The sequence below is a fragment of the Psychrobacter alimentarius genome, assembly GCF_001606025.1.
GTDB classification, from domain to species: domain Bacteria; phylum Pseudomonadota; class Gammaproteobacteria; order Pseudomonadales; family Moraxellaceae; genus Psychrobacter; species Psychrobacter alimentarius.
This window is the reverse complement of sequence record NZ_CP014945.1, coordinates 537,908-557,480: the sequence shown is the minus strand read 5'-3', so window position 1 is coordinate 557,480 and position 19,573 is coordinate 537,908. Positions and strand designations below refer to the sequence as shown.

The following is a 19,573-nucleotide window of genomic DNA, read 5'->3' as shown; positions in this document are numbered from 1 at the left end:
CGGTAAATGCTATTTAGGCTGGGATTTTTATCATCTTAAACACATCAGAACGGTATTTTATGACTGATAAATGTATTTTAGGTTGCATTCGCTTTGTGAGCATTTATTATTGACCTAACTGTATCTTAATCTGTCGCCAGCCACCGCTTGTTGTCAGCGTACACTGAAATCATTATGTGGATAGTGATATGCTATTGATATAAATTTTTTTAACATCTAACTTGTAGGCAGTATCCGACTTGCAAACAGGATTCCATGCTGTAAAACATAAATGTAGACAGCCTTACGTTGTTTTTAACATACCATCGCTTTTAGCGCACTATTGCTTTTAAAGCACTTTAGCACCATAAATAAGAGCACCACGACTGAGCATTTGAACTTATTTCAATATTGAACCCATCTTTTCACCCACTTCTACCTTTTAAAAAGACACCTTTATGACTGATAAAAGTACTGATACACCAAGCCACGATTATAAAGACACCTTAAACCTTGCCGATACGCCATTTGCGATGCGTGCAAACCTTGCCAAGCGCGAGCCTGATTGGTTGGCTGCTTGGGAAGCGGATGACGTGTACGGCAAAATTCGTCAAGCACGTGCGGGTGCACCCAAGTATATTTTGCACGATGGCCCTCCATACGCCAACGGTCAAATTCACTTAGGTCACGCGGTCAATAAAGTACTCAAAGACATTATCGTAAAGTCAAAAACGCTGTCAGGTTTTGACGCGCCATATGTCCCTGGTTGGGACTGTCATGGCCTGCCCATCGAACAAAAAGTCGAAGCCAAAGTCGGCAAAGTTGGTCAAAAAGTATCAGCAACTGAGTTTCGCGGTCTGTGCCGTGAATACGCCAGCACGCAGATTGAATTGCAAAAGGCGGATTTCAAGCGTTTGGGCGTGTTTGGTGATTGGGACAATCCTTATCTTACGATGAACTTCCATCAAGAAGCCAACATCGTACGTGCGCTTGCCAAAATCTATGAAAACGGTCACGTGACTCGTGGTATGAAGCCTGTCAATTGGTGCTTGGACTGTAGTTCTGCCTTGGCAGAAGCCGAGGTTGAATACCAAGATAAAGTTTCTGACGCCATCTATGTCAGCTTTGATGTGCTTGATACCGATAAAGTTGCAGCTTTGGCTGAACTGGATAACATTGCCGCGGTTATTTGGACAACCACGCCTTGGACATTGCCTGCCAACCAAGCCATCTCAGTACATCCTCAGCACGACTATAGTGTGGTCGCCACGGAAAAAGGCAATTTGCTCTTGGCAGATGACTTGGTCGAGACCGCTCTGACTGAGCTTAAATTGGATAACAAAGGCATTCTTGCAACCGTATCAGGCCGTGAGCTTGAAGGTCTGCGCGCCCAGCATCCACTCATTACAGAGCGTCAAGTGCCGCTTATCTTGGGTGAGCATGTGACAACGGATAGTGGTACAGGTCTGGTACATACCGCACCTGGTCATGGTCTCGACGATTATATTGTGGGTCTAAAATATAACTTACCAGTGGAAAACCCAGTAAGTGGTACGGGCGTCTACCTAGACAGTGCAGCGGTATTTGCGGGTGAGCATATTTATAAAGCCAATCCAAAAATCATCGCTGCTTTACATGAGAATGGTCATTTAATCAGCCATACCAAGATTGAGCACAGCTATCCGCATTGCTGGCGTCATAAGTCGCCGATTATCTTCCGCGCCACGCCGCAGTGGTTTATCAGTATGGAAGCCAAAGGTTTGCGTGAGCGCGCGCTTGCTGATATCCCAAAAGTTAACTGGACGCCAGCGTGGGGTCAAAACCGCATTGAAGCGATGATGAATGGTCGCCCTGACTGGTGTATCTCACGCCAGCGCACGTGGGGCGTGCCCATCACTTTCTTTACCCATAAAGAAACAGGCGAGCTACATCCAAACACGCTTGAGCTGATGGAAACTGCTGCACAAAAAATTAATGAAGGCGGTGTTGAAGCTTGGTTTGATGCCAGCTGTGAAGACTTCTTAGGAGATGAGGCATTTGATTATGACAAAGCGACCGACACGCTAGACGTGTGGTTCGATTCTGGTACGACGCACTTTGCTGTACTTGAACAGCGTGATGAGCTCACCAATCCTGCTGACTTGTATTTAGAAGGCTCAGATCAGCACCGTGGTTGGTTCCAGACATCATTGCTCACATCTGAAGCCATGTACGGTCGTCCACCGTTTAAGCAAGTATTGACGCACGGTTTTACGATTGATGCCAATGGTCGCAAACTATCTAAGTCTCTCGGTAATACCAAAGGCTTTGAACCTCAAGATGTGTTTGACACTTTAGGTGCTGATTTGTTGCGACTTTGGGTCGCCTCTGTTGACTATCGCTATGAGATGGCGGCGAGTAAAGCCTCATTCAAAGGTGCAACCGACCAGTATCGCCGCATTCGTAATACGCTACGCTTCTTACTGGCCAATACTGATGACTTTGATCCAGCGACCAACAGCGTCAATGTTAATGAGTTGGTGAGCCTTGATAAATTCATCATTGAGCGAGCCAAAACAGTACAAGCACAGATCATCAGCGCCTATGATGCGATGGACTTTCACCAAGTCACTCAGCATGTGACAGCGTTTTGTTCGCAGGATTTGGGCAGCTTTTATTTGGATATCATCAAAGACCGTCAGTACACCACGCAGAGAGATGGTCAGCCGCGCCGCTCTGCGCAAACGGCTATTTATCACATCGCCCATGCCTTGATCCGCTGGATCACACCAATCTTGTCATTCACCGCGCAAGAAGCTTGGGAAGTATTGCATGGCGCTGACAGCTACGTGTTCACTGAAGAGTGGTACACCTTCCCTGAGTTCGCGCTTAGCGATATCAGTGCTGATGATTGGCAACGAATCATGCTGGCCAAAGACATGGTCAACAAAAACATCGAAACAGCACGTGGCGAAAAAATCATCAATGCCAACTTGTCTGCCGACGTCAGTTTGTATGCTGATGGTGCGATGCAAGAAAGCTTAGCCAAGCTTGGCGAAGAGCTTCGTTTTGTCCTTATTACCAGCAAAGCAACCCTTCAACCAATGAGTGCCGCTCCTGCTAACAAAGTTGTCTTGGATGAGCAAACCGACAGCGATACAGAAGCATCAGCAGACTTAGTGGTCAATGTAAGTGCCGCTACTGGTACTAAATGTGTGCGCTGTTGGCATATCCGTGATGACATCGGTACAGATAGCGCACATCCTGAGATTTGCAGTCGCTGTGTGACCAATGTCAGTGGTGATGGTGAGGTACGCCACTATGCCTAATTCATCAGAGAACAATCTACCCCCTGTCGATGTCGATAATTCGCCCAAACCTGCCCATGCAACAACGGGCAGCTCAACCACGCCAAGAAGCCGCTTGACCAAAACGCCAAAAATGATTACTAATGGCAGTCGCGCGTTTATGTGGTATTTGTTGGCACTGGTGGTCGTAATTATCGACCAATGGACGAAGTGGCTGGCTGAAACCAACCTGACCTTTCATGAGCCAGTACCTGTCATTGAGCCTTTTCTCAACTGGACGCTCGCTTACAATTATGGCGCAGCCTTTAGCTTTTTGGCAGATGCTGGCGGTTGGCAAAAGTGGTTTTTTTCAGGCTTAGCGCTTGTCATGGCGTTATTTTTGATAGTTTATCTCATCAAAGCGCCTCGCAAAGCCACGCTTCTCTCTGTCGGATTGGCGATGGTACTTGGCGGTGCGGTTGGTAACTTGATTGATCGTTTGCTACATGGCCATGTGATTGATTTTATCCATGTGCATAATGCGGACGTTTGGCATTATCCAATCTTTAACATTGCTGATATGGGTATTAGTATTGGCGTGGCATTGATTGTCATTGATATGCTGTTTTTGGAAAAAAAGCGTGAAATGCCACAATCATAAGAAAATAACGTTTATATATACAAAAGGTGGGTTACGTATTCGTAATCCACCTTTTTTTAGCGGTTCATTTTGATGATGCAAGAGAATGGGTTTTATTATTCACATAACAGTCTTTAAAAATCACAACTTATTATACTCATACAATATACAAGCAAATGACAGCGACTAAATTAGAATATATAGGAAAAAACTGGAAGACATCAGAAAAAGGACGTTTTATATGACACATAATCACCCCACCCCTATTTTCCAAAAACAAATTAATACGCTTGATGACACTAATCATGAGCACCTTGAGCCTATCGTTACTTTAACCGTATTAAAAGCAGATATTACCACGCTAGGTGTCGATGCCATCGTCAATGCTGCCAATTCAAGCTTATTGGGTGGCGGCGGTGTAGACGGTGCTATTCATCGCGCTACAGGCCCTGAGCTGATTGAGTATTGTCGCACGTTGAATGGCTGTGAGACTGGCGATGCCAAAATAAGTCCAGCGTTTAACTTGCCTTGTCAGTATGTGATTCATACGGTCGGCCCTGTCTGGTATGGTGGCAATAATAACGAAGCAGCTTTGCTTGCCAGCTGTTATCAAAAATCTTTAGCATTAGCGACTGAGCAAGGGTTTGCCAGTATTGCTTTTCCGTCGATTAGTACAGGCGTCTATGGTTATCCATTAAAACAAGCGACTGAGATAGCAATTGATACTGTGAGGGCATTTGTATTAAGCAATCTTAAACAAGCGCATACGTTCTCAATTCGTGAGGTGATATTTTGCTGCTTTTCGGACAAAGATGCTGCCGTTTATAAACAAGTATTAGAGCAGAAGCAATAAGTGGATTTTTAGAATTGAACCACTAAAAAATAAGTGCAGGGCTACTGATATAAATTTCATGTAGCCTTTGTCTGCGTAGGTACAGCAAGTAAGGAAAATTTATACCAGTAGCACGTCGTCATCAATGTAACGATGTCATATCGAACGGATTATATAATCGGTAATGTCTACAATATGCCTTTTAAAAACTCTAAGCCGCCACCTGACAATACAAACAAAAATCCTGCCATATTGATGACAACGGTCAAATAATAGGTCAATCGAAACTCCGGTTTTTGTGACTTATGACGTAAGTAAGTTTGCGCCACCATTGCCCCAACCCAGCCGCCAAGCGCACTCATTAAATGCAGTGTAGACTCAGGTGTGCGCCAGTCACCATTTTGAGCCGCTGCCTTGTCTTTGGCATATATCGCATAGGTAATAACACCCAACGCTGCGTACCAAGCCACCACCAGCCAGCTTATTTTATGAGTGACCACCAATAAAATTAAGACCGCATAGAATCCAGCGCCGAGGAACAAGCGCTTTTTTTGTCCCGCTTCAAAATCTGCTTGCGCGCTACGTTTGGCATTACGCTGACGTATTTGCTGGTTTTTTTGTGCCATTTTTTGCTGTACAAATTGCAACTCTTGCACGTCTTTTGCCTGCAGGCGACCTTGATTATCTCGTCCAACAGTAAACACGACCTGCTCACCCACCTCAGGACGACGGCGCGCTTTAAACTCATTGATATGAAAAAAAACGGACTCACCGTGCTCAGTATCAATAAACCCAAAACCTTTATCATCTTGCCACTTTTTGATGTGACCTTGTTGCTTGTTTGCCATATCTACCTGCTTTTTATTATTAGTCGTTACTATGGATAGTATAGCTTGTTAATCAACTCATAAAAAAAGCTAAGAGTAAACTCTCAGCTTGTTTAGATCGGGCATGAAAGTATTTTAGATACTTATCATTAAAACAAAGACATTAACGACACTTTTTTTGTTCATATAGATTGGTCAAATTAGCACGGCGTTCTTTTGCAGCGTCAATAGCTTCTTCTGTATTAGAGTAAGTACCAATCAATGCTGGCCAAAATAATACTGCCGCGGCTACATTCTTGCCCGTAATTTTACGCTCAGCACGCGCATCTTTTTCAAATTGTTCAGCTTCTTCAATTTCACTAAGAATTTGTGTACATGACAAGTTGATATCGCTTACTTTTTTAGTCTGTACGACATGAGGAGTCGCACAACCTTGGGCTAATAATGCAAATACACCGATTACTAAAATAGCTTTTTTCATGGTTATCTCAAAGTTGTTTAAATTGAACCTTATAGAATAAAGTTCGCTGTGTTAACGAATAAAAAACATTTATATACAAAATAGAAACATAAGTCAACTTAAATTTACTTTCGTCAGTAATCAGTGAGGTTTTATTTCAGTAATTAAGTGGCTAATATATATGTTTCATACTCTCTCCATGATATAGCGGCATGTAACATACTGACTATGCTAGACTATTTATCTGCTATAAAAAACAGTTTCTAGTTCTAACCTACTTAACATAATTCACAAAAGAAATGATAACTATGACCGATTCGCAATTTATTAATCCCAATGAAGACACACGTATCACTTACGGTAGTCTTGTGAAGCTGCATTTTGAGGTTTCGCTAGAAAATGGTACGGTGATTGATTCAACCTTTAGCCGCGACACTCCTGTCAGCTTAACGATTGGTGATGAGAGCTTACTACCGGGCTTTGAACAGGTTTTGATGAATCTACGTGCCGGTGACACACGAACGGCCCATCTTGAGCCAGAGCAAGCATTTGGCGAATGGAATCCTGATAATATCCAGCATTTTAGCCGTCCTCAATTTGCGCTGGTCGCTGACAATCCTGAAATCGGTATGATGGTAGAGTTTGAAGACAAAGGCAAAAACACCTTGCCTGGTACGATTAGCGCCATCGATGACGACGAAATCGAAGTCGATTTTAATCATCCTCTCGCTGGACAAGACGTGCTGTTTAAAGTAAAAGTCTTTAAAGTGACTCCCCCTGGTGTTACAGGTATAAAGTTAATGTAGCCTTCCAAACGCCTAATAAACTATAAAAACGAATGCTAAAAGGATACTTGTATGCAATATACAACATTGCCCCAAATCGATGAAAAAGTTTCTAAAATCTGTCTTGGCACTATGACATGGGGTCAGCAAAATACAGAGTCTGACGCCCATACACAAATGGATATGGCACTCTCTGAGGGCGTGAATTTTTGGGATACGGCTGAGATGTATCCTTCGCCACCGGACAAGGACAAGCAGGGTGATACCGAGCGCTTCATGGGTACATGGTTTAATAAAACCAAACAGCGTGACAAAGTCGTTCTTGCCAGCAAAATATCACCGATGGACTTTTTGCGTGATGGGCAAACGCGCTTTAATGCCGAACACATCAGTAGCGCTATTGATGGCAATTTGGAACGTTTGCAAACTGACTATATTGATATTTATCAGCTGCATTGGCCTGAACGCCAAGCCAACTTTTTTAGTCAACGTGGTTATACCGAAGAAATGGCGGCCCAATCGCTAGACGACTTAACGCCTTTTTTAGAAACCATACAGGCGTTAAATAATGAAATTAAAAAAGGTCGTATTCGTGCTTATGGATTGTCAAATGACACTGCTTGGGGTCTGATGCGCTATCTTTGGGAAGCAGACAAAAACGGCCTTATCGCCCCACTTACCGTTCAAAACCCTTACAGCTTGCTGAACCGTTTATACGAAGTTGGCATGGCTGAAATAGCCCACCGCGAAAACGTTGGGCTGCTTGCTTATTCCCCGCTTGGGTTTGGCGTTTTATCTGGTAAATACCTTGGCGGTAAACGTCCCGCTGGTGCACGTCTTACCATGTACGATCGCTTTGCCCGTTATACCAACGAACAAGCCGTAGCAGCCACTGAGCAGTATGCTAAGATTGCGGCAGATGCTGGTTTGGATATGGCGCAAATGGCATTGGCCTTCGTTAATTCACGCCACTTTGTGACCAGCAATATCATTGGTGCGACGACGACTGAGCAGCTCAAATCCAACATCGACAGCGTCAATGTCACCTTGACGCCAGACGTGTTAGATGCGATTGAAGCTGTACATGCTCAGCATCCTAATCCGTCTCCTTAGAACGTTGTCTATCAGGCTTCTGTAAGTTGGTTTTAATTTATTTATGATTGGTTCATAATGAAATCAATGCGTGCATAGTCATGTGCGACTGGTATCAACTTTCTTTGCTTGCTGCTAAAAAGAGGCTACAAAAAATTCGTTCCAGCCGCACTAGATCACGTATAAAGTCACAAGAAAAAGGCGCAAACCGCGAGTATCATCACTGCGGTTTGCGCCTTTTTTGTGTTTATTTTTGAATAAAAAAAGACTCTACACGTTCGACTCTGTTGTTAACACCCGAGAATGCAACTCCGACAATCCTTCTTGCATACGCGCTTGCAGCAAATTGGTCAATTGGCTTTTATTCAGCCCCTTGGGGTCTATCGGCTCAAGTGGCAACACATAAGCAGTGACGTCTTTACTATCAAGTACCTTTTTCAGACTTTGCTTCATGGTCAGCTTTCCATAATAAGGCAGCGCATCACTCAACGTGCCGTCTTTATTCACATAAGCAATCACAAGCGGACGCACAGGCACATCGGCATCGATGGCGGCTTGTAGCAAAGTACCATGAATACGTTTGACCTTTTTACCATCGGTCGTGGTTGCTTCTGGGAAGAAAATGACCGAAAACCCTTCGGTTAAAAAGCTGGCAATTTGCGTGGCAACCGAACCTGCGTCTCCGGATCCGCGCTCAATAAACACCGTGCCCGCCGCATGCGCCAACTTCCCAAATATGGGCCAGTCACCAATTTCAGCTTTGGATAAAAAGAAAGCTGGGCTAAGTGTCCCCACTACTGGTATATCCATCCATGACACATGATTAGATACCCATAGGCCATGAAGCTGTTGTACAGGCTCAACGGCAACAACCTCTACCCCAAAAGAGCCGGCCATTTTGCGACAAAAGGTTTGGATGTAGCGTGGTAGCGTTTCGCGTGGTGGCTGTTTAAAAGCCCCAATGCGTTGGGCGGCGCGTAGTCCACCAGCGATCGTCGTGGTCATACCAGCGATTTGTTTGCCGCGACCCAATTGCTGTTTGAGTGAAAAGCCTGACTTAGATTGACTCATCTGTGCCCCTCGTGGTTAAAAAACTTGTGATTATATATCTAAAACGAGCGCCATGAGTATAACAAAATTCGCTCAATCAGTGATGATTTGTGCACTGAATTATAAACTGCTTTTGTGAATATTGCTTCTGTGAATAAAAAAGGCCACCTCTTTCTTCCAATGCTTATTTTATTGTTGATAAAAACGCCAATAAGATAATCAACCTCTCCAATGACAAAGCATTCACTTATCAACTCTGTAACATAAAATCATCACTAATTGTCTCAATACGCTTTAATATCAATCAATAAGACCACATATAAACAGCTATCTGAACGCTGCGTTACTATTTTGATGCATTGATTACAGGCTTAATAGAATGAAAAATCTCATTCTTTTGAGCGCTGTATTATCAGGCACTAGTATTGTGGCGATTTATTTACTTTATTGAATAGGTGATACTCTTTGGATTATTTTGAAAGACATGAAGGTGGCGAGCGCGCCATTATAGTACATTTAGACATTCGTCAGATTCAAGATCCTGATGATTTGAGTGAGTTTGAGTTATTGGCAGATTCGGCAGGCGCAGATCGTTTGGCGCTGGTTACAGGCTCACGTCAAAGACCTGATGCCAAATACTTTGTGGGTAGCGGCAAAGCAGAAGAGATAGCAGAATTGGTTCGTGAGCATGATGCTGATATCGTCCTTTTTAATCATAGCTTATCGCCTTCTCAAGAGCGTAATATTGAAGCGCTGGTCAAATGCCGCGTGCTTGACCGTACCGGTTTGATTTTAGATATCTTTGCTCAGCGTGCCCGTACTTACGAAGGTAAGCTACAGGTGGAGCTTGCTCAGCTCAATCATTTATCGACACGCTTGGTACGTGGTTGGACGCATTTGGAGCGTCAAAAAGGTGGTATTGGCTTACGTGGACCGGGTGAGACTCAGCTTGAGACGGATCGCCGCTTACTACAGACTCGCGTCAATCAGTTAAAAAGCAAGTTAGAAAAGGTGCGTCAAACACGTGCCCAAGGCCGGGCGCGCCGCCAAAAATCTGATGTACCGACCATTTCGCTCGTGGGTTATACCAATGCGGGCAAATCGACTCTATTCAATCGTTTGGTTGATGAAAACATCTATGCAGCCGACAAGCTATTTGCCACATTGGATCCAACATTACGCCGCTTAGATTGGCAAGGTGTTGGGCGAGTCGTTTTGGTAGACACCGTTGGTTTTGTTCGTCACCTGCCACATGAGTTGGTCGAATCTTTTCATGCCACGCTAGAAGAGACGTTAGAGGCGGACTTGCTGCTACACGTGATTGACTCGTCTAGTGAAGACATGCATGAACAAATTCAAGCAGTAAAAGACGTATTGGCTGAAATTGATAACGATGTACCAGTACTTAATGTTTATAACAAAATTGATTTAACCGATGAACCTGCGCATATTGGTTATGCGAGTGAAGGTAAACCCAACCGCGTTTATGTGTCTTCTAGAGAAAATCTCGGTATGGAAGGTCTAACACTTGCCGTTCAGCAGCTGCTGACGGGTAAGTTGACTACCTTTGATTTGACCTTACCTTATAGTGCGGGTCACTTTAAAAACACTTTGTATGAGTTGGGCGTTATCTTGGAAGAGAGCTACGATGATAATGGTCATGAGTGCTTGACCATTCGTTTGCCAAGCGAGCGCTTACGACAACTGCTTGGGCAAGCCGACTTAGATCCTTTAGAGGTATTACCGTTGGCACAAGCAACCTTGCTGATGCCGGTACTTGAAGAGTTCGAAAAACCTGATGACGAGGAAGAGCAGACGTTAACAGAAGCAGAAGAACAGGCCTTTGATGAATTTAATTCGCTAAATACCACTACTGCCAACTCAGACGACACTGGTACAAAAGCAGCACCTATTACTGATTCTCAGATTTAAGTAGTGATATACTAAACAATGCCTATTATTTGAAATAGCTGTCGCAGTCACATCTAGACGATATCATTTGATATCGTCTTTTTTGTTTTGCCGTTTTTTATCTGATATATCGCTTTTAGTTTTCATACCTTTTTAAGATAATAGAGGACGCTGCTTTTTTATAGACTTTATTAGTCTATCTGCTCTCTATATAATCGTTCGTAGGTGGCTTAATAAAGCTTAATTTATTAAATGCATTTTTTAGAGCAAGAGCGTTTCTTTTGAATCGCATACCTGCACTATCTATATTTGACTTGGCCAGAATCTTTATGAAGTCTACTCCCTCATCCAGTTTACCTTTATGGCTAGCTGTCATAATCACACTGGCAATGGTCATCTTCGTTCGTGAGTCGGCAGTGATTATTTGTCAGTGGGCAGGTATCGAAAAAGCGGCCAATATTGTTGGCTTGATCGCGATGTTTATCATTTTAATCACATGGCGATTGCTCAAAGGGCTACCTAGCTGGTTGACGCATGCCAGTAATACCTTGCTTGTCGATAGTGGCTTTGCTTTCTTGCCAGTTTCTGCTGGAGCAGGACTGTTGCTGTTTGCCTTAGGAGATGAGCTGTGGGGCGTGATGCTTACGATGATTATCAGTACGTTGATTCCACTGTGGGGACTGGCCATACTTGCCAATCGTTGGTTAAATCATAAAAACGATAGTGATAGCACCACCATCGATCAGCAGAAGGGACAGCTGTGAGCTGCGTGGAGATGTCATGATTACTGATAACGTGTTGCTAACTACGCTTGCCGCCATATTACTGACCTTAGCGGCTCATGTGATTGCTCGAGTATTGGCACGCAAGCTGTCATGGTTGCCGATGGTCATTACCGCCCTTGTCTTGGTGCTTGTATTCTTGTTTTTATTGCAATGGGATTATAATCATTATTATAGTGCTGCCAAGCCTGTATTTGATCACCTATTGGGATACGTCACCGTACTATTAGCAGTCCCCTTAGCAGCGATGAACTTTAAAGGATTACCGATCAAAAAGCTTACGCTGATCGTTGTCCTTGCAAGTGTTATTGGTGCTTTATTACCGATGTCATTGGCATACCTTATGTCATTAAGTCACGACACTATATTGGCCTTTGCTACTCGTTCAGTGACCACGCCTATTGGTTTGAGTGTGGCAGACTTGATTCGAGCGCCATTGCCAATGGCAAACTTGATCATTATTGTCTCAGGGCTACTTGGTGGTACTTTAGCGCGTTTCTTATTTCGCGGTATCGACGATGATCGAGCCAAAGGGTTGGCACTTGGATTGGCAGCCCATGCGTTTGGCACGGTAGAGGCATGGCAAATCAGCCATACTGCTGGGCGTTATGCTGCTTTTGGACTGGCAGTAAATGGTTTGGTTACTGCGGTTTGGGTGCCTATTTTCATTGGGGCACTCAGTGGTTAAGTAAATAGATATGTTAGGTTCACATATTTCTATTTTTTAAGCTTATTCGTTTACTGACATATCTACTCCCAATATCATGTTGATTTGTTTATAGTTATTTAGCAGATAATACCTATATTTCGCGCTTATTTTGACAATCAAATGTGTTGAAAAGTTATTATATGTTATAGTAAGCCACTATTATTTTTTGTATCTATCGCAAGTGGTTTTTAGTTAGACGTGATTTTTGTTAGGTGGCTATATGCCTTATAGCTGCAAAATCCTACAAACATAATGACCGCTTAAATGCGCAAAAAAACACGCCTATAAGCAAAGAGATTTGCTATTACTCTATAAAAAGTGATGACCCTATGATAAATATTGCAACCTTAGTTAATCGCTGCTTACCTCCTGCCCTACTCACCACTCTTCTTCTATCTGGTTTTTCTGTTGCTGCCCAAGCAGGCAATATGTATATTTATAAAGACAAAGGTGGGCAAGTTCTCCTTACCAACGTCAATCCAAGTGGTAATTTTGATAAATTTACGAAAAAAGTAAAAGTCACTTACTACAAAGACTCTAAGATGTATGATGGCAGTAATAGCAGCAATAATTATGGTAGCAGTGCTGCCAGTAATAGCAGTAGCCGTAACGCGTATGACAGTTATATCCGTGCGTCTGCTGAACGAAATGGTGTGGATCCCGCACTCATGAAAGCCATGATGCACACAGAGTCGGCATTTAATCCGAATGCACGTTCGCCTGTCGGGGCGCAAGGACTTATGCAATTGATGCCTGCCACCGCTCGTCGTTTCAATGTGAGCAATCCTTGGAACCCAGCTGACAATATAGAAGGCTCTGCTAAGTACATCGCATGGCTCATGCGCCGCTTCAATAATAATGTCGAACACGCTGTGGCTGGCTATAATGCTGGTGAAGGCAACGTCGATAAATACGGTGGTATCCCTCCTTTTAAAGAGACTCGTAATTATGTCCAAAGAGTGATGAGTCGCTACCATAGCCTGTACAAAAATGATGCTGGGCTTTCTGGTGGAGGTATGAGTGCCAATAATCAGACGACAAACAGGACGATGAGTGACGGCATACAAAATGTCAGCTATGCAACTGGTAGTAACATCAACAGTGCCAGTTATACCAACTCGGCTTATGCAGCACTACGCTAAACTCAGCTTTAAAATCCGAACACAAAAAAGCCCGTTAATTGATTAACGGGCTTTTTCTTATTTTACTGAGCAGCTTTATCTTACAGGTATTACATGAAAGATAAAGCCAAACTGCGAATGTTAAATAACTTGCATTCAACATTCTTAGTCGTTTTCAGTAAAATTAATACTTACTTGTTAGCAGCCTGAGTTGCAGCAACTTCAGCGGCGAAGTCTTCTTGCTTCTTCTCGATGCCTTCACCAACTTCTAGACGTTTGAAACCAAGTACTTTTACGCCTTCAGCTTTTAGGACATCACCAACTTTTTTCTCGTTGTCCATGACATATGGCTGACGTAGAAGAGTCACTTCTTCTAGGTATTTACGCAGACCACCTTCGATCATTTTTTCAACGATATTATCAGGCTTGCCAGACTCTCTAGCTTTCGCTTCGATGATGTCTTTTTCGCGTGCTAATAGGTCAGCTGCAACGTCTTCGTCAGCAACCGCAACAGGATTGAACGCAGCGATATGCATCGCAAGGTTCTTACCAGTGTCAGCATCGCCACCTTCATAAGAAACGACCACACCGATACGTAGGCCGTGACGGTATGAAGCAATGTTATTACCCTCTAGGGTTTCAACACGGCGAATCTGAATATTCTCACCGATTTTTTGTACCAATGATACACGTGCTTCTTCAACCGTTTGACCATCGCCATAAGGCAATTCAGAGATAGCAGCAACATCAGTGACGTTGTTTTCTAATGCAAGATTGGCCACTTTTTCTGCGAATGCAGTAAAGCTGTCATCTTTTGCAACGAAGTCAGTTTGGCAGTTAACTTCTAACAAGAATGCTTTGTTATCGCCTTGTGCGATGATGATAGCGCCGTCAGCTGCGATGTTACCCGCTTTTTTAGCTGCTTTTGCTTGACCAGATTTACGTAGGTTATCAATGGCTACTTCAACATCACCATTTGACTCTTCTAACGCTTTTTTACATTCCATCATGCCAAGACCAGTACGGTCACGCAATTCTTTTACCATTTTGGCAGATACTTTTACTTCTGACATAAGAGTTACCTCAGTATTGTTATGTATGGGAGTGCTTAACTTATACTTAATATGTTTACTGTCTATCAATAAGAAGGCATGACGAGTAAAACTACATCATGCCTATTATAAGCTTACTTATATGCTGTTAATAACCTTATATGGATAGTGATAAATAAACTATCAAGACATCCTTACAAAGTTAAACCCTTTGGGTCAGCTATTTATTCTGCTGGAGTTGCAGCTTCTTCAGTGTCAACTGATGCTTCTTCAGTAGCAGGCTCTTGCTCAGCTTTACCGCCAGCTTGAGTTTGTGCATATTCTTTACCAGCAATGATTGCATCAGCCATAGACGTTACATATAGAGATACAGCACGGATTGCATCATCGTTAGCTGGAATGATGTAATCAACGTTGTCTGGGCTAGAGTTTGTATCAACGATACCGATAACTGGGATACCCAAGTTTTTGGCTTCTTTAATAGCGATCGCTTCGTGATCTACGTCTACAACGAAGATAGCGTCAGGTAGGCCGCCCATGTCTTTGATACCGCCCAATGAACGCTCAAGTTTTTCCATATCACGAGTACGCTCTAATGCTTCACGCTTAGTCAGCTTAGCAAAAGTACCATCTTCAGATTGCTTTTCAAGCTCTTTTAGACGGTTGATTGACTGGCGTAGTGTTTTCCAGTTAGTCAACATACCACCTAACCAGCGATGGTCAACGTATGGCATGCCAGCGCGAGTCGCTTGCTCACGAACGATACCGCTTGCAGCGCGCTTAGTACCAACAAACAATACTTTGTTTTTCTTAGCCGCTAAGCCATTTACGTAAGTCAATGCTTCGTTAAATGCTTTTACAGTGTGCTCTAGGTTGATGATGTGAATCTTGTTACGGGCACCAAAAATATATGGACCCATTTTTGGATTCCAAAAACGTGTTTGGTGACCAAAGTGAGCGCCAGCTTGTAGTAAGTCGCGCATTTCGATTTTGGTTGGATTCTTTGTAGCCATGTTAAAATGTCCTATTGATTGGGTTATGCCTCCACATCACAAAAACTGCCTATCTAGCGACACGCATCTGCCAATAGTGAGTGCTCGTTGAGACCACACTACCCTGTTGCAAATTAATCAAGTCGCCAAACACCCAGCAATTTTTTGCCATGATGTGTGTGTCATTGGTTGGTTTAAAAAAAGCTATTGTCTGATCTAAGAAAAACTTAAATCCAAACGATAAAAAGAGTGATGAAAATAGCTGTGCCGTATTTTATCATATAATCTATTCAAATCTCCAGCAGTTTATCGTTGTGGTCTTCTCCAGATAGACATAAGATATAAAGGAGTTAAATGACAAAAAGCGACACAGAGTGTGTCGCTTTTTTTAGTGGGCAATTTGTGCTTAGATAGCTCACACTTAATCAATTTAGTCAGGCAATCATTGAGTTTTAGAGACTAGAAAGCTGAGTTTAGATTAGGCAATACAGATCCCAATCATGGCCTTGTAATTACGCCAAGTGAATGGGGTAATATAGCTTTGACGGTCTTTTGGTAGATAAGACACGCTAGGAGCACCTTCAACGATGTGCGGCGGTGAAATAATAAACTCTGACCCAAATTCAGTACGAGCATTACCAGAAATAGTATTGGCCATTTCACCCAACAAATCTTTCATCATCGTGATAGAAGAGTCCGGCTCTTCCATCACTTTTATTACCTCTCGTAACATGACGCTAGGCGCACTCACATACACACAGCCCTCAAGAGGCCCTGATATCTTAATAACACCGCTATAATCATAACCTATAGCGCTCCTATTATGGCTTAGATACGGCGTATCAATGTCTACTTCTGATCCATCAATCTGTACAAAAAATGCGTTAATTGAGCTTAAAAACACGCCCAGCTTTTCTATTTTAACCATAATATATTAATATCCATCTTTATTACGCGGCAGGACAGTTAGTCCTGCAAACAAACTACGATCTCGCCAACTTGAGCATGCCAAGTGATGGGAATGATAAAAGAGCGCTCATCATTCGGCAGTACGATACTTTGCGGAGAGCCCTTGAACACGAATGGCACAGAAATATGAAACTCTGAACCGAATTCTTTGCGTGCATTACCTGCGATCGTATTGGCGACTTCACCAGCCAAATCTATGTAGTTCTCATCACTTTTATCGGTTTCACCCATATTGTCTAATATAGAAGACAACAACTGATGGGTTGCCGAAAAATATACCACGCCTTTTTGTCCACCAGATATACCAATCACACCAGTATAATCATGAACTTTGGGCTGTTTATTTTCTAACAAATATGGGGTATCAGCGACAAGCTCTTCTCCCCCAAATTGATTAAAATAATTACTAATAATGCTTAAAAAAATCTGTAGTTTTTGTTCTTTCATAATCACATCTACTTAGGTCGTTGAATAGTATTAGTCTTGCATCAGCTCATACAAAGCCTCCACAAGCTCCTCCTCTGAAAATGGCTTACATAAAAAGCCGCTTGCACCCAACGACAACGCCTCAATACCTGTAGATTTATCAGACAACGCTGATACCACTAAGATACGGACGTCAGGATCAATCGAGATGATTTTTTCAATACATTCAAGACCATCCATTTGCGGCATGGTCAAGTCCATAGTGATCACATCAGGACGATGTATATTAAATTTTTCAATGGCTTGAACACCGCTGGTGGCCGTAGCAACCAACATAAAATTTCCTGAATCATACGCGCGCTGAATACGGTTTCTGATAATGTTCGAATCATCAACAATCATTAACTTATGCATAACTTATCTATTACCTTTAATAAAGTGCTTGTCGTCCTTGACAATATCCCTGCTATTTTTAATTAAGCTTTAGGTAAAGTAATGACAAACCGTGTCATCTGACCCAGTTCACTATTTACATTAAGCTTGCCGTTATACTCTTTGACTTTTGCTTTGATGATGTCGAGACCGACGCCGCGGCCACCATCTTCATCTGCATGCTCTTTGGTAGAAAAACCTGAAGAAAACAGTTGCTTCAATAGGTCATTTTGGCTGAGCTGATTTGCCTCTTCCATACTGAAACGACCTTCTTTGCTTAATTTTGTACGGATACCGTCATAATCAATGCCCTGACCATCATCTTGTACCATTAACAAAACGTCTGAACCGCTGTCTTTCACTTCTACATCAATGGTTCCTACGGCATCTTTACCCGTGGAATGACGAACGCTTGGTGCTTCGATACCATGAACTACCGCATTACGTAGTAACTGAATGCTGATCTCTTTGATTGGCTTCACCAGATGGTCTGGTATGTCCGCTTGCGTTAGAGTATCGCTTTTCAGTTGTACCTGCTTGCCTTGTCGTGCTGCGATATCTTTTGCAAACTCTTTATAAAAAGACAATTGATCATCTTTCTCATCATCCAAATCAATACTCTGACCATGATCAGCGTTTATGTTACTGATAGTATGGTTGGATTTATGATTCTCAGTGATACTGGTTTTTGCAAAGCTATCGCTGATTGGCGCTGTTGCAGGCTTTACACTTGGCGGTGCTGAGCGGTTGATACGTTCACCCAAAGTAGCAATGGTATTTGACAGGCTGAGCAAGTCATCCAAATGCACGGCTAACGGTAAGAAGTCATTGCCCGATAGTTGACCTTGATTCTGCAACGCGTGCAACTTGTCTTCTGCATCTGAAGCAATCTTAGTAAAGCTGTGCAGTTTTAACGCAGAAGCCTCACCTTTTAAGCTATGCATTTCACGGTAGATGGCTTTTAACTTGCCTTCTAATTCGTATTGCGAGCTACCAGGGTTTTTCAAGATATTGTTCATCTTCTCGATATGCGTTTGCGTGTTTGCAATAAACTCGTTAATAATTTTCGGGTTTACATTCAAGATGGTGGTTAACATCTCAATTTGCATGTCGTTTTCGGTACGTTCTTTTTCTAGACGCTGTTCTAGATAGACGGCATCTGATACGTCGTTCACGTTGACCAAAATACGCGCAATGTTTTTGTCATCGTAAACACGTGAGAATTTAAAGTCCAAGAAGCGATCATTGAGCCCTTTATTACCAGAGGTATTGTGGAGCATGACTTTGTGCAAAGGATTGAGAGAATCCACCAATTTTTCTTTGACTCGTGGATTGTAAAGCTGCTCAATAAACTGCTGTGTGGTCTTTAGATCTTTATCTGAGATACGACCACGCAGTACATTGGTAAAGTTTTCTCCAGCCAATCTATCAGCACCGATAATATCGTTCAGTGCTCGAGAATGCTGTTGACCAATGCGCAAGTCTTTATCAAGCAAGAATAGACCCGTATTAACCGTTTCCATAATTTCTTGAGTTTCACGACGAGCGGCAAGTGCTTCAGCATCCGTTTCACGTAAACGACGTACGAAGAAGAATACGAAGATCAAGAAGTAAGCAAAAATAGCAAAAACCCCAATTGCCTGAATAAGACGAATCGTAGATGCTTCGCTCTCTGCACTATTGAACACGTCATCTGTAAGATTATCTAAAGAATCGTTCATCAGCAAACTTGATGTTTTTGCCTGCTCAACCGCTTGTGTCAACGCGTCAGCAGAGGGAACCATAATATTATCAGCATCTTTTAGATATGTCTGAATTTTAGGTTCTAACGCTTTCCACTGCTCATTGGCGGCAGTAATATTTGCTTGGGCATCACTATCAATCTTCGGTAGAGTATAACTTCTGCCTTCGGTATCAGTAATCGTTCCACCTTGTTCAATAGCCGCGATAGAGCTGGTAATTGACGCCGTGTTTTTCTCCAAACGCTCTAACACACGTTGTATATGAGGAGAGTTGGTATCTTCACCGTAACTGGCATCTAAATCGAAAAGGTCTTTAATTACAGCCTGGGCACTATTCGCCACTTTGTTGGTCTGGTCAATCAGAGCCGTATTTCTTTCTAATAAACTGGACGTATAAAACGTAAACGCTAGCAAAGCACCAATCAAAGATAGGAATAGTGCAATTGAAATAATCAGACCTTGATAGCGCTTATTGTCAATATTAGGTGTGGTTGCCATCTTTAGAA

General features: G+C 42.8%; 18 protein-coding genes. 9 read left to right on the top strand and 9 right to left on the bottom strand.

Going from position 1 to position 19,573, the window contains the following annotated elements; all coding sequences use genetic code 11:
• Positions 1–437 precede the first annotated feature (437 nt).
• The 3 genes from ileS to A3K91_RS02330 all read left to right on the top strand — a co-directional run bounded on the left by ileS (position 438) and on the right by A3K91_RS02330 (position 4,738).
• Positions 438–3,287: an isoleucine--tRNA ligase gene (ileS, locus tag A3K91_RS02340; RefSeq protein ID WP_062843843.1), complete on the top strand. Its 2,850-nt coding sequence runs from the start codon at positions 438–440 to the stop codon at positions 3,285–3,287.
• Positions 3,280–3,906, top strand: coding sequence for a signal peptidase II (gene lspA, locus A3K91_RS02335; protein WP_084387229.1), 627 nt, complete (start codon positions 3,280–3,282; stop codon positions 3,904–3,906). Before ileS ends, lspA begins: the two co-directional genes overlap by 8 nt.
• A gap of 220 nt (positions 3,907–4,126) precedes the next feature.
• Positions 4,127–4,738: an O-acetyl-ADP-ribose deacetylase gene (locus A3K91_RS02330; RefSeq protein WP_084387228.1), complete on the top strand. Its 612-nt coding sequence runs from the start codon at positions 4,127–4,129 to the stop codon at positions 4,736–4,738.
• A gap of 167 nt (positions 4,739–4,905) precedes the next feature.
• On the opposite strand, the gene A3K91_RS02325 is transcribed toward A3K91_RS02330, so the two are convergent.
• Entirely contained in the window at positions 4,906–5,565 is a 660-nt protein-coding gene (locus A3K91_RS02325; protein WP_062843842.1) for a DUF1294 domain-containing protein, read from the bottom strand.
• A 142-nt stretch (positions 5,566–5,707) separates the two neighbouring features.
• Positions 5,708–6,025 (bottom strand): hypothetical protein, encoded by a 318-nt coding sequence (locus A3K91_RS02320; RefSeq protein ID WP_062843841.1) that lies wholly within the window; start codon positions 6,023–6,025, stop codon positions 5,708–5,710.
• A 287-nt stretch (positions 6,026–6,312) separates the two neighbouring features.
• Here A3K91_RS02320 and A3K91_RS02315 point away from each other — a divergent pair, with 287 nt between their 5' ends.
• Positions 6,313–6,810, top strand: coding sequence for an FKBP-type peptidyl-prolyl cis-trans isomerase (locus tag A3K91_RS02315; RefSeq protein ID WP_062843840.1), 498 nt, complete (start codon positions 6,313–6,315; stop codon positions 6,808–6,810).
• Between the two features lie 51 nt (positions 6,811–6,861).
• A complete protein-coding gene (locus A3K91_RS02310; RefSeq protein WP_062843839.1) occupies positions 6,862–7,902 on the top strand; it encodes an aldo/keto reductase in 1,041 nt (346 codons plus the stop codon).
• A gap of 249 nt (positions 7,903–8,151) precedes the next feature.
• Here A3K91_RS02310 and A3K91_RS02305 read toward each other — a convergent pair whose 3' ends face one another.
• Entirely contained in the window at positions 8,152–8,952 is an 801-nt protein-coding gene (locus A3K91_RS02305) for a lysophospholipid acyltransferase family protein (protein WP_062843838.1), read from the bottom strand.
• 444 nt (positions 8,953–9,396) lie between these two features.
• On the opposite strand from A3K91_RS02305, the gene hflX reads away from it, so the two are divergent.
• The 4 genes from hflX to A3K91_RS02285 all read left to right on the top strand — a co-directional run bounded on the left by hflX (position 9,397) and on the right by A3K91_RS02285 (position 13,475).
• Positions 9,397–10,863 (top strand): ribosome rescue GTPase HflX, encoded by a 1,467-nt coding sequence (gene hflX / locus A3K91_RS02300; RefSeq protein ID WP_062843837.1) that lies wholly within the window; start codon positions 9,397–9,399, stop codon positions 10,861–10,863.
• A gap of 308 nt (positions 10,864–11,171) precedes the next feature.
• Positions 11,172–11,606 carry a hypothetical protein gene (locus A3K91_RS02295; RefSeq protein WP_062843836.1) on the top strand — a complete coding sequence of 145 codons (435 nt, stop codon included), beginning with the start codon at positions 11,172–11,174 and terminating at the stop codon, positions 11,604–11,606.
• Between the two features lie 16 nt (positions 11,607–11,622).
• Entirely contained in the window at positions 11,623–12,312 is a 690-nt protein-coding gene (locus A3K91_RS02290; protein ID WP_062843835.1) for an LrgB family protein, read from the top strand.
• A 350-nt stretch (positions 12,313–12,662) separates the two neighbouring features.
• Positions 12,663–13,475, top strand: a complete 813-nt coding sequence (locus tag A3K91_RS02285; RefSeq protein WP_062843834.1) for a lytic transglycosylase domain-containing protein — start codon at positions 12,663–12,665, stop codon at positions 13,473–13,475.
• 170 nt (positions 13,476–13,645) lie between these two features.
• On the opposite strand, the gene tsf is transcribed toward A3K91_RS02285, so the two are convergent.
• The 6 genes from tsf to A3K91_RS02255 all read right to left on the bottom strand — a co-directional run bounded on the left by tsf (position 13,646) and on the right by A3K91_RS02255 (position 19,565).
• Positions 13,646–14,527, bottom strand: a complete 882-nt coding sequence (tsf, locus tag A3K91_RS02280; RefSeq protein WP_062843833.1) for a translation elongation factor Ts — start codon at positions 14,525–14,527, stop codon at positions 13,646–13,648.
• 203 nt (positions 14,528–14,730) lie between these two features.
• Positions 14,731–15,519, bottom strand: a complete 789-nt coding sequence (gene rpsB / locus A3K91_RS02275) for a 30S ribosomal protein S2 (RefSeq protein ID WP_062843832.1) — start codon at positions 15,517–15,519, stop codon at positions 14,731–14,733.
• Between the two features lie 457 nt (positions 15,520–15,976).
• Positions 15,977–16,426 carry a chemotaxis protein CheX gene (locus tag A3K91_RS02270; RefSeq protein ID WP_062843831.1) on the bottom strand — a complete coding sequence of 150 codons (450 nt, stop codon included), beginning with the start codon at positions 16,424–16,426 and terminating at the stop codon, positions 15,977–15,979.
• A gap of 38 nt (positions 16,427–16,464) precedes the next feature.
• Positions 16,465–16,914 carry a chemotaxis protein CheX gene (locus tag A3K91_RS02265; RefSeq protein ID WP_062843830.1) on the bottom strand — a complete coding sequence of 150 codons (450 nt, stop codon included), beginning with the start codon at positions 16,912–16,914 and terminating at the stop codon, positions 16,465–16,467.
• Between the two features lie 30 nt (positions 16,915–16,944).
• Positions 16,945–17,307 carry a response regulator gene (locus tag A3K91_RS02260; protein ID WP_062843829.1) on the bottom strand — a complete coding sequence of 121 codons (363 nt, stop codon included), beginning with the start codon at positions 17,305–17,307 and terminating at the stop codon, positions 16,945–16,947.
• A 62-nt stretch (positions 17,308–17,369) separates the two neighbouring features.
• Entirely contained in the window at positions 17,370–19,565 is a 2,196-nt protein-coding gene (locus A3K91_RS02255) for an ATP-binding protein (protein WP_062843828.1), read from the bottom strand.
• Positions 19,566–19,573: the final 8 nt, after the last annotated feature.

What these genes read in the sequence shown, in the direction of transcription:
- ileS (WP_062843843.1), top strand. Translation starts at nt 438, where the DNA reads ATGACTGATAAAAGTACTGATACACCAAGCCACGATTATAAAGACACC.
- lspA (WP_084387229.1), top strand. Translation starts at nt 3,280, where the DNA reads ATGCCTAATTCATCAGAGAACAATCTACCCCCTGTCGATGTCGATAAT.
- A3K91_RS02330 (WP_084387228.1), top strand. Translation starts at nt 4,127, where the DNA reads ATGACACATAATCACCCCACCCCTATTTTCCAAAAACAAATTAATACG.
- A3K91_RS02325 (WP_062843842.1), bottom strand. Translation starts at nt 5,565, where the DNA reads ATGGCAAACAAGCAACAAGGTCACATCAAAAAGTGGCAAGATGATAAA.
- A3K91_RS02320 (WP_062843841.1), bottom strand. Translation starts at nt 6,025, where the DNA reads ATGAAAAAAGCTATTTTAGTAATCGGTGTATTTGCATTATTAGCCCAA.
- A3K91_RS02315 (WP_062843840.1), top strand. Translation starts at nt 6,313, where the DNA reads ATGACCGATTCGCAATTTATTAATCCCAATGAAGACACACGTATCACT.
- A3K91_RS02310 (WP_062843839.1), top strand. Translation starts at nt 6,862, where the DNA reads ATGCAATATACAACATTGCCCCAAATCGATGAAAAAGTTTCTAAAATC.
- A3K91_RS02305 (WP_062843838.1), bottom strand. Translation starts at nt 8,952, where the DNA reads ATGAGTCAATCTAAGTCAGGCTTTTCACTCAAACAGCAATTGGGTCGC.
- A3K91_RS02295 (WP_062843836.1), top strand. Translation starts at nt 11,172, where the DNA reads ATGAAGTCTACTCCCTCATCCAGTTTACCTTTATGGCTAGCTGTCATA.
- A3K91_RS02290 (WP_062843835.1), top strand. Translation starts at nt 11,623, where the DNA reads ATGATTACTGATAACGTGTTGCTAACTACGCTTGCCGCCATATTACTG.
- A3K91_RS02285 (WP_062843834.1), top strand. Translation starts at nt 12,663, where the DNA reads ATGATAAATATTGCAACCTTAGTTAATCGCTGCTTACCTCCTGCCCTA.
- tsf (WP_062843833.1), bottom strand. Translation starts at nt 14,527, where the DNA reads ATGTCAGAAGTAAAAGTATCTGCCAAAATGGTAAAAGAATTGCGTGAC.
- rpsB (WP_062843832.1), bottom strand. Translation starts at nt 15,519, where the DNA reads ATGGCTACAAAGAATCCAACCAAAATCGAAATGCGCGACTTACTACAA.
- A3K91_RS02270 (WP_062843831.1), bottom strand. Translation starts at nt 16,426, where the DNA reads ATGGTTAAAATAGAAAAGCTGGGCGTGTTTTTAAGCTCAATTAACGCA.
- A3K91_RS02265 (WP_062843830.1), bottom strand. Translation starts at nt 16,914, where the DNA reads ATGAAAGAACAAAAACTACAGATTTTTTTAAGCATTATTAGTAATTAT.
- A3K91_RS02260 (WP_062843829.1), bottom strand. Translation starts at nt 17,307, where the DNA reads ATGCATAAGTTAATGATTGTTGATGATTCGAACATTATCAGAAACCGT.
- A3K91_RS02255 (WP_062843828.1), bottom strand. Translation starts at nt 19,565, where the DNA reads ATGGCAACCACACCTAATATTGACAATAAGCGCTATCAAGGTCTGATT.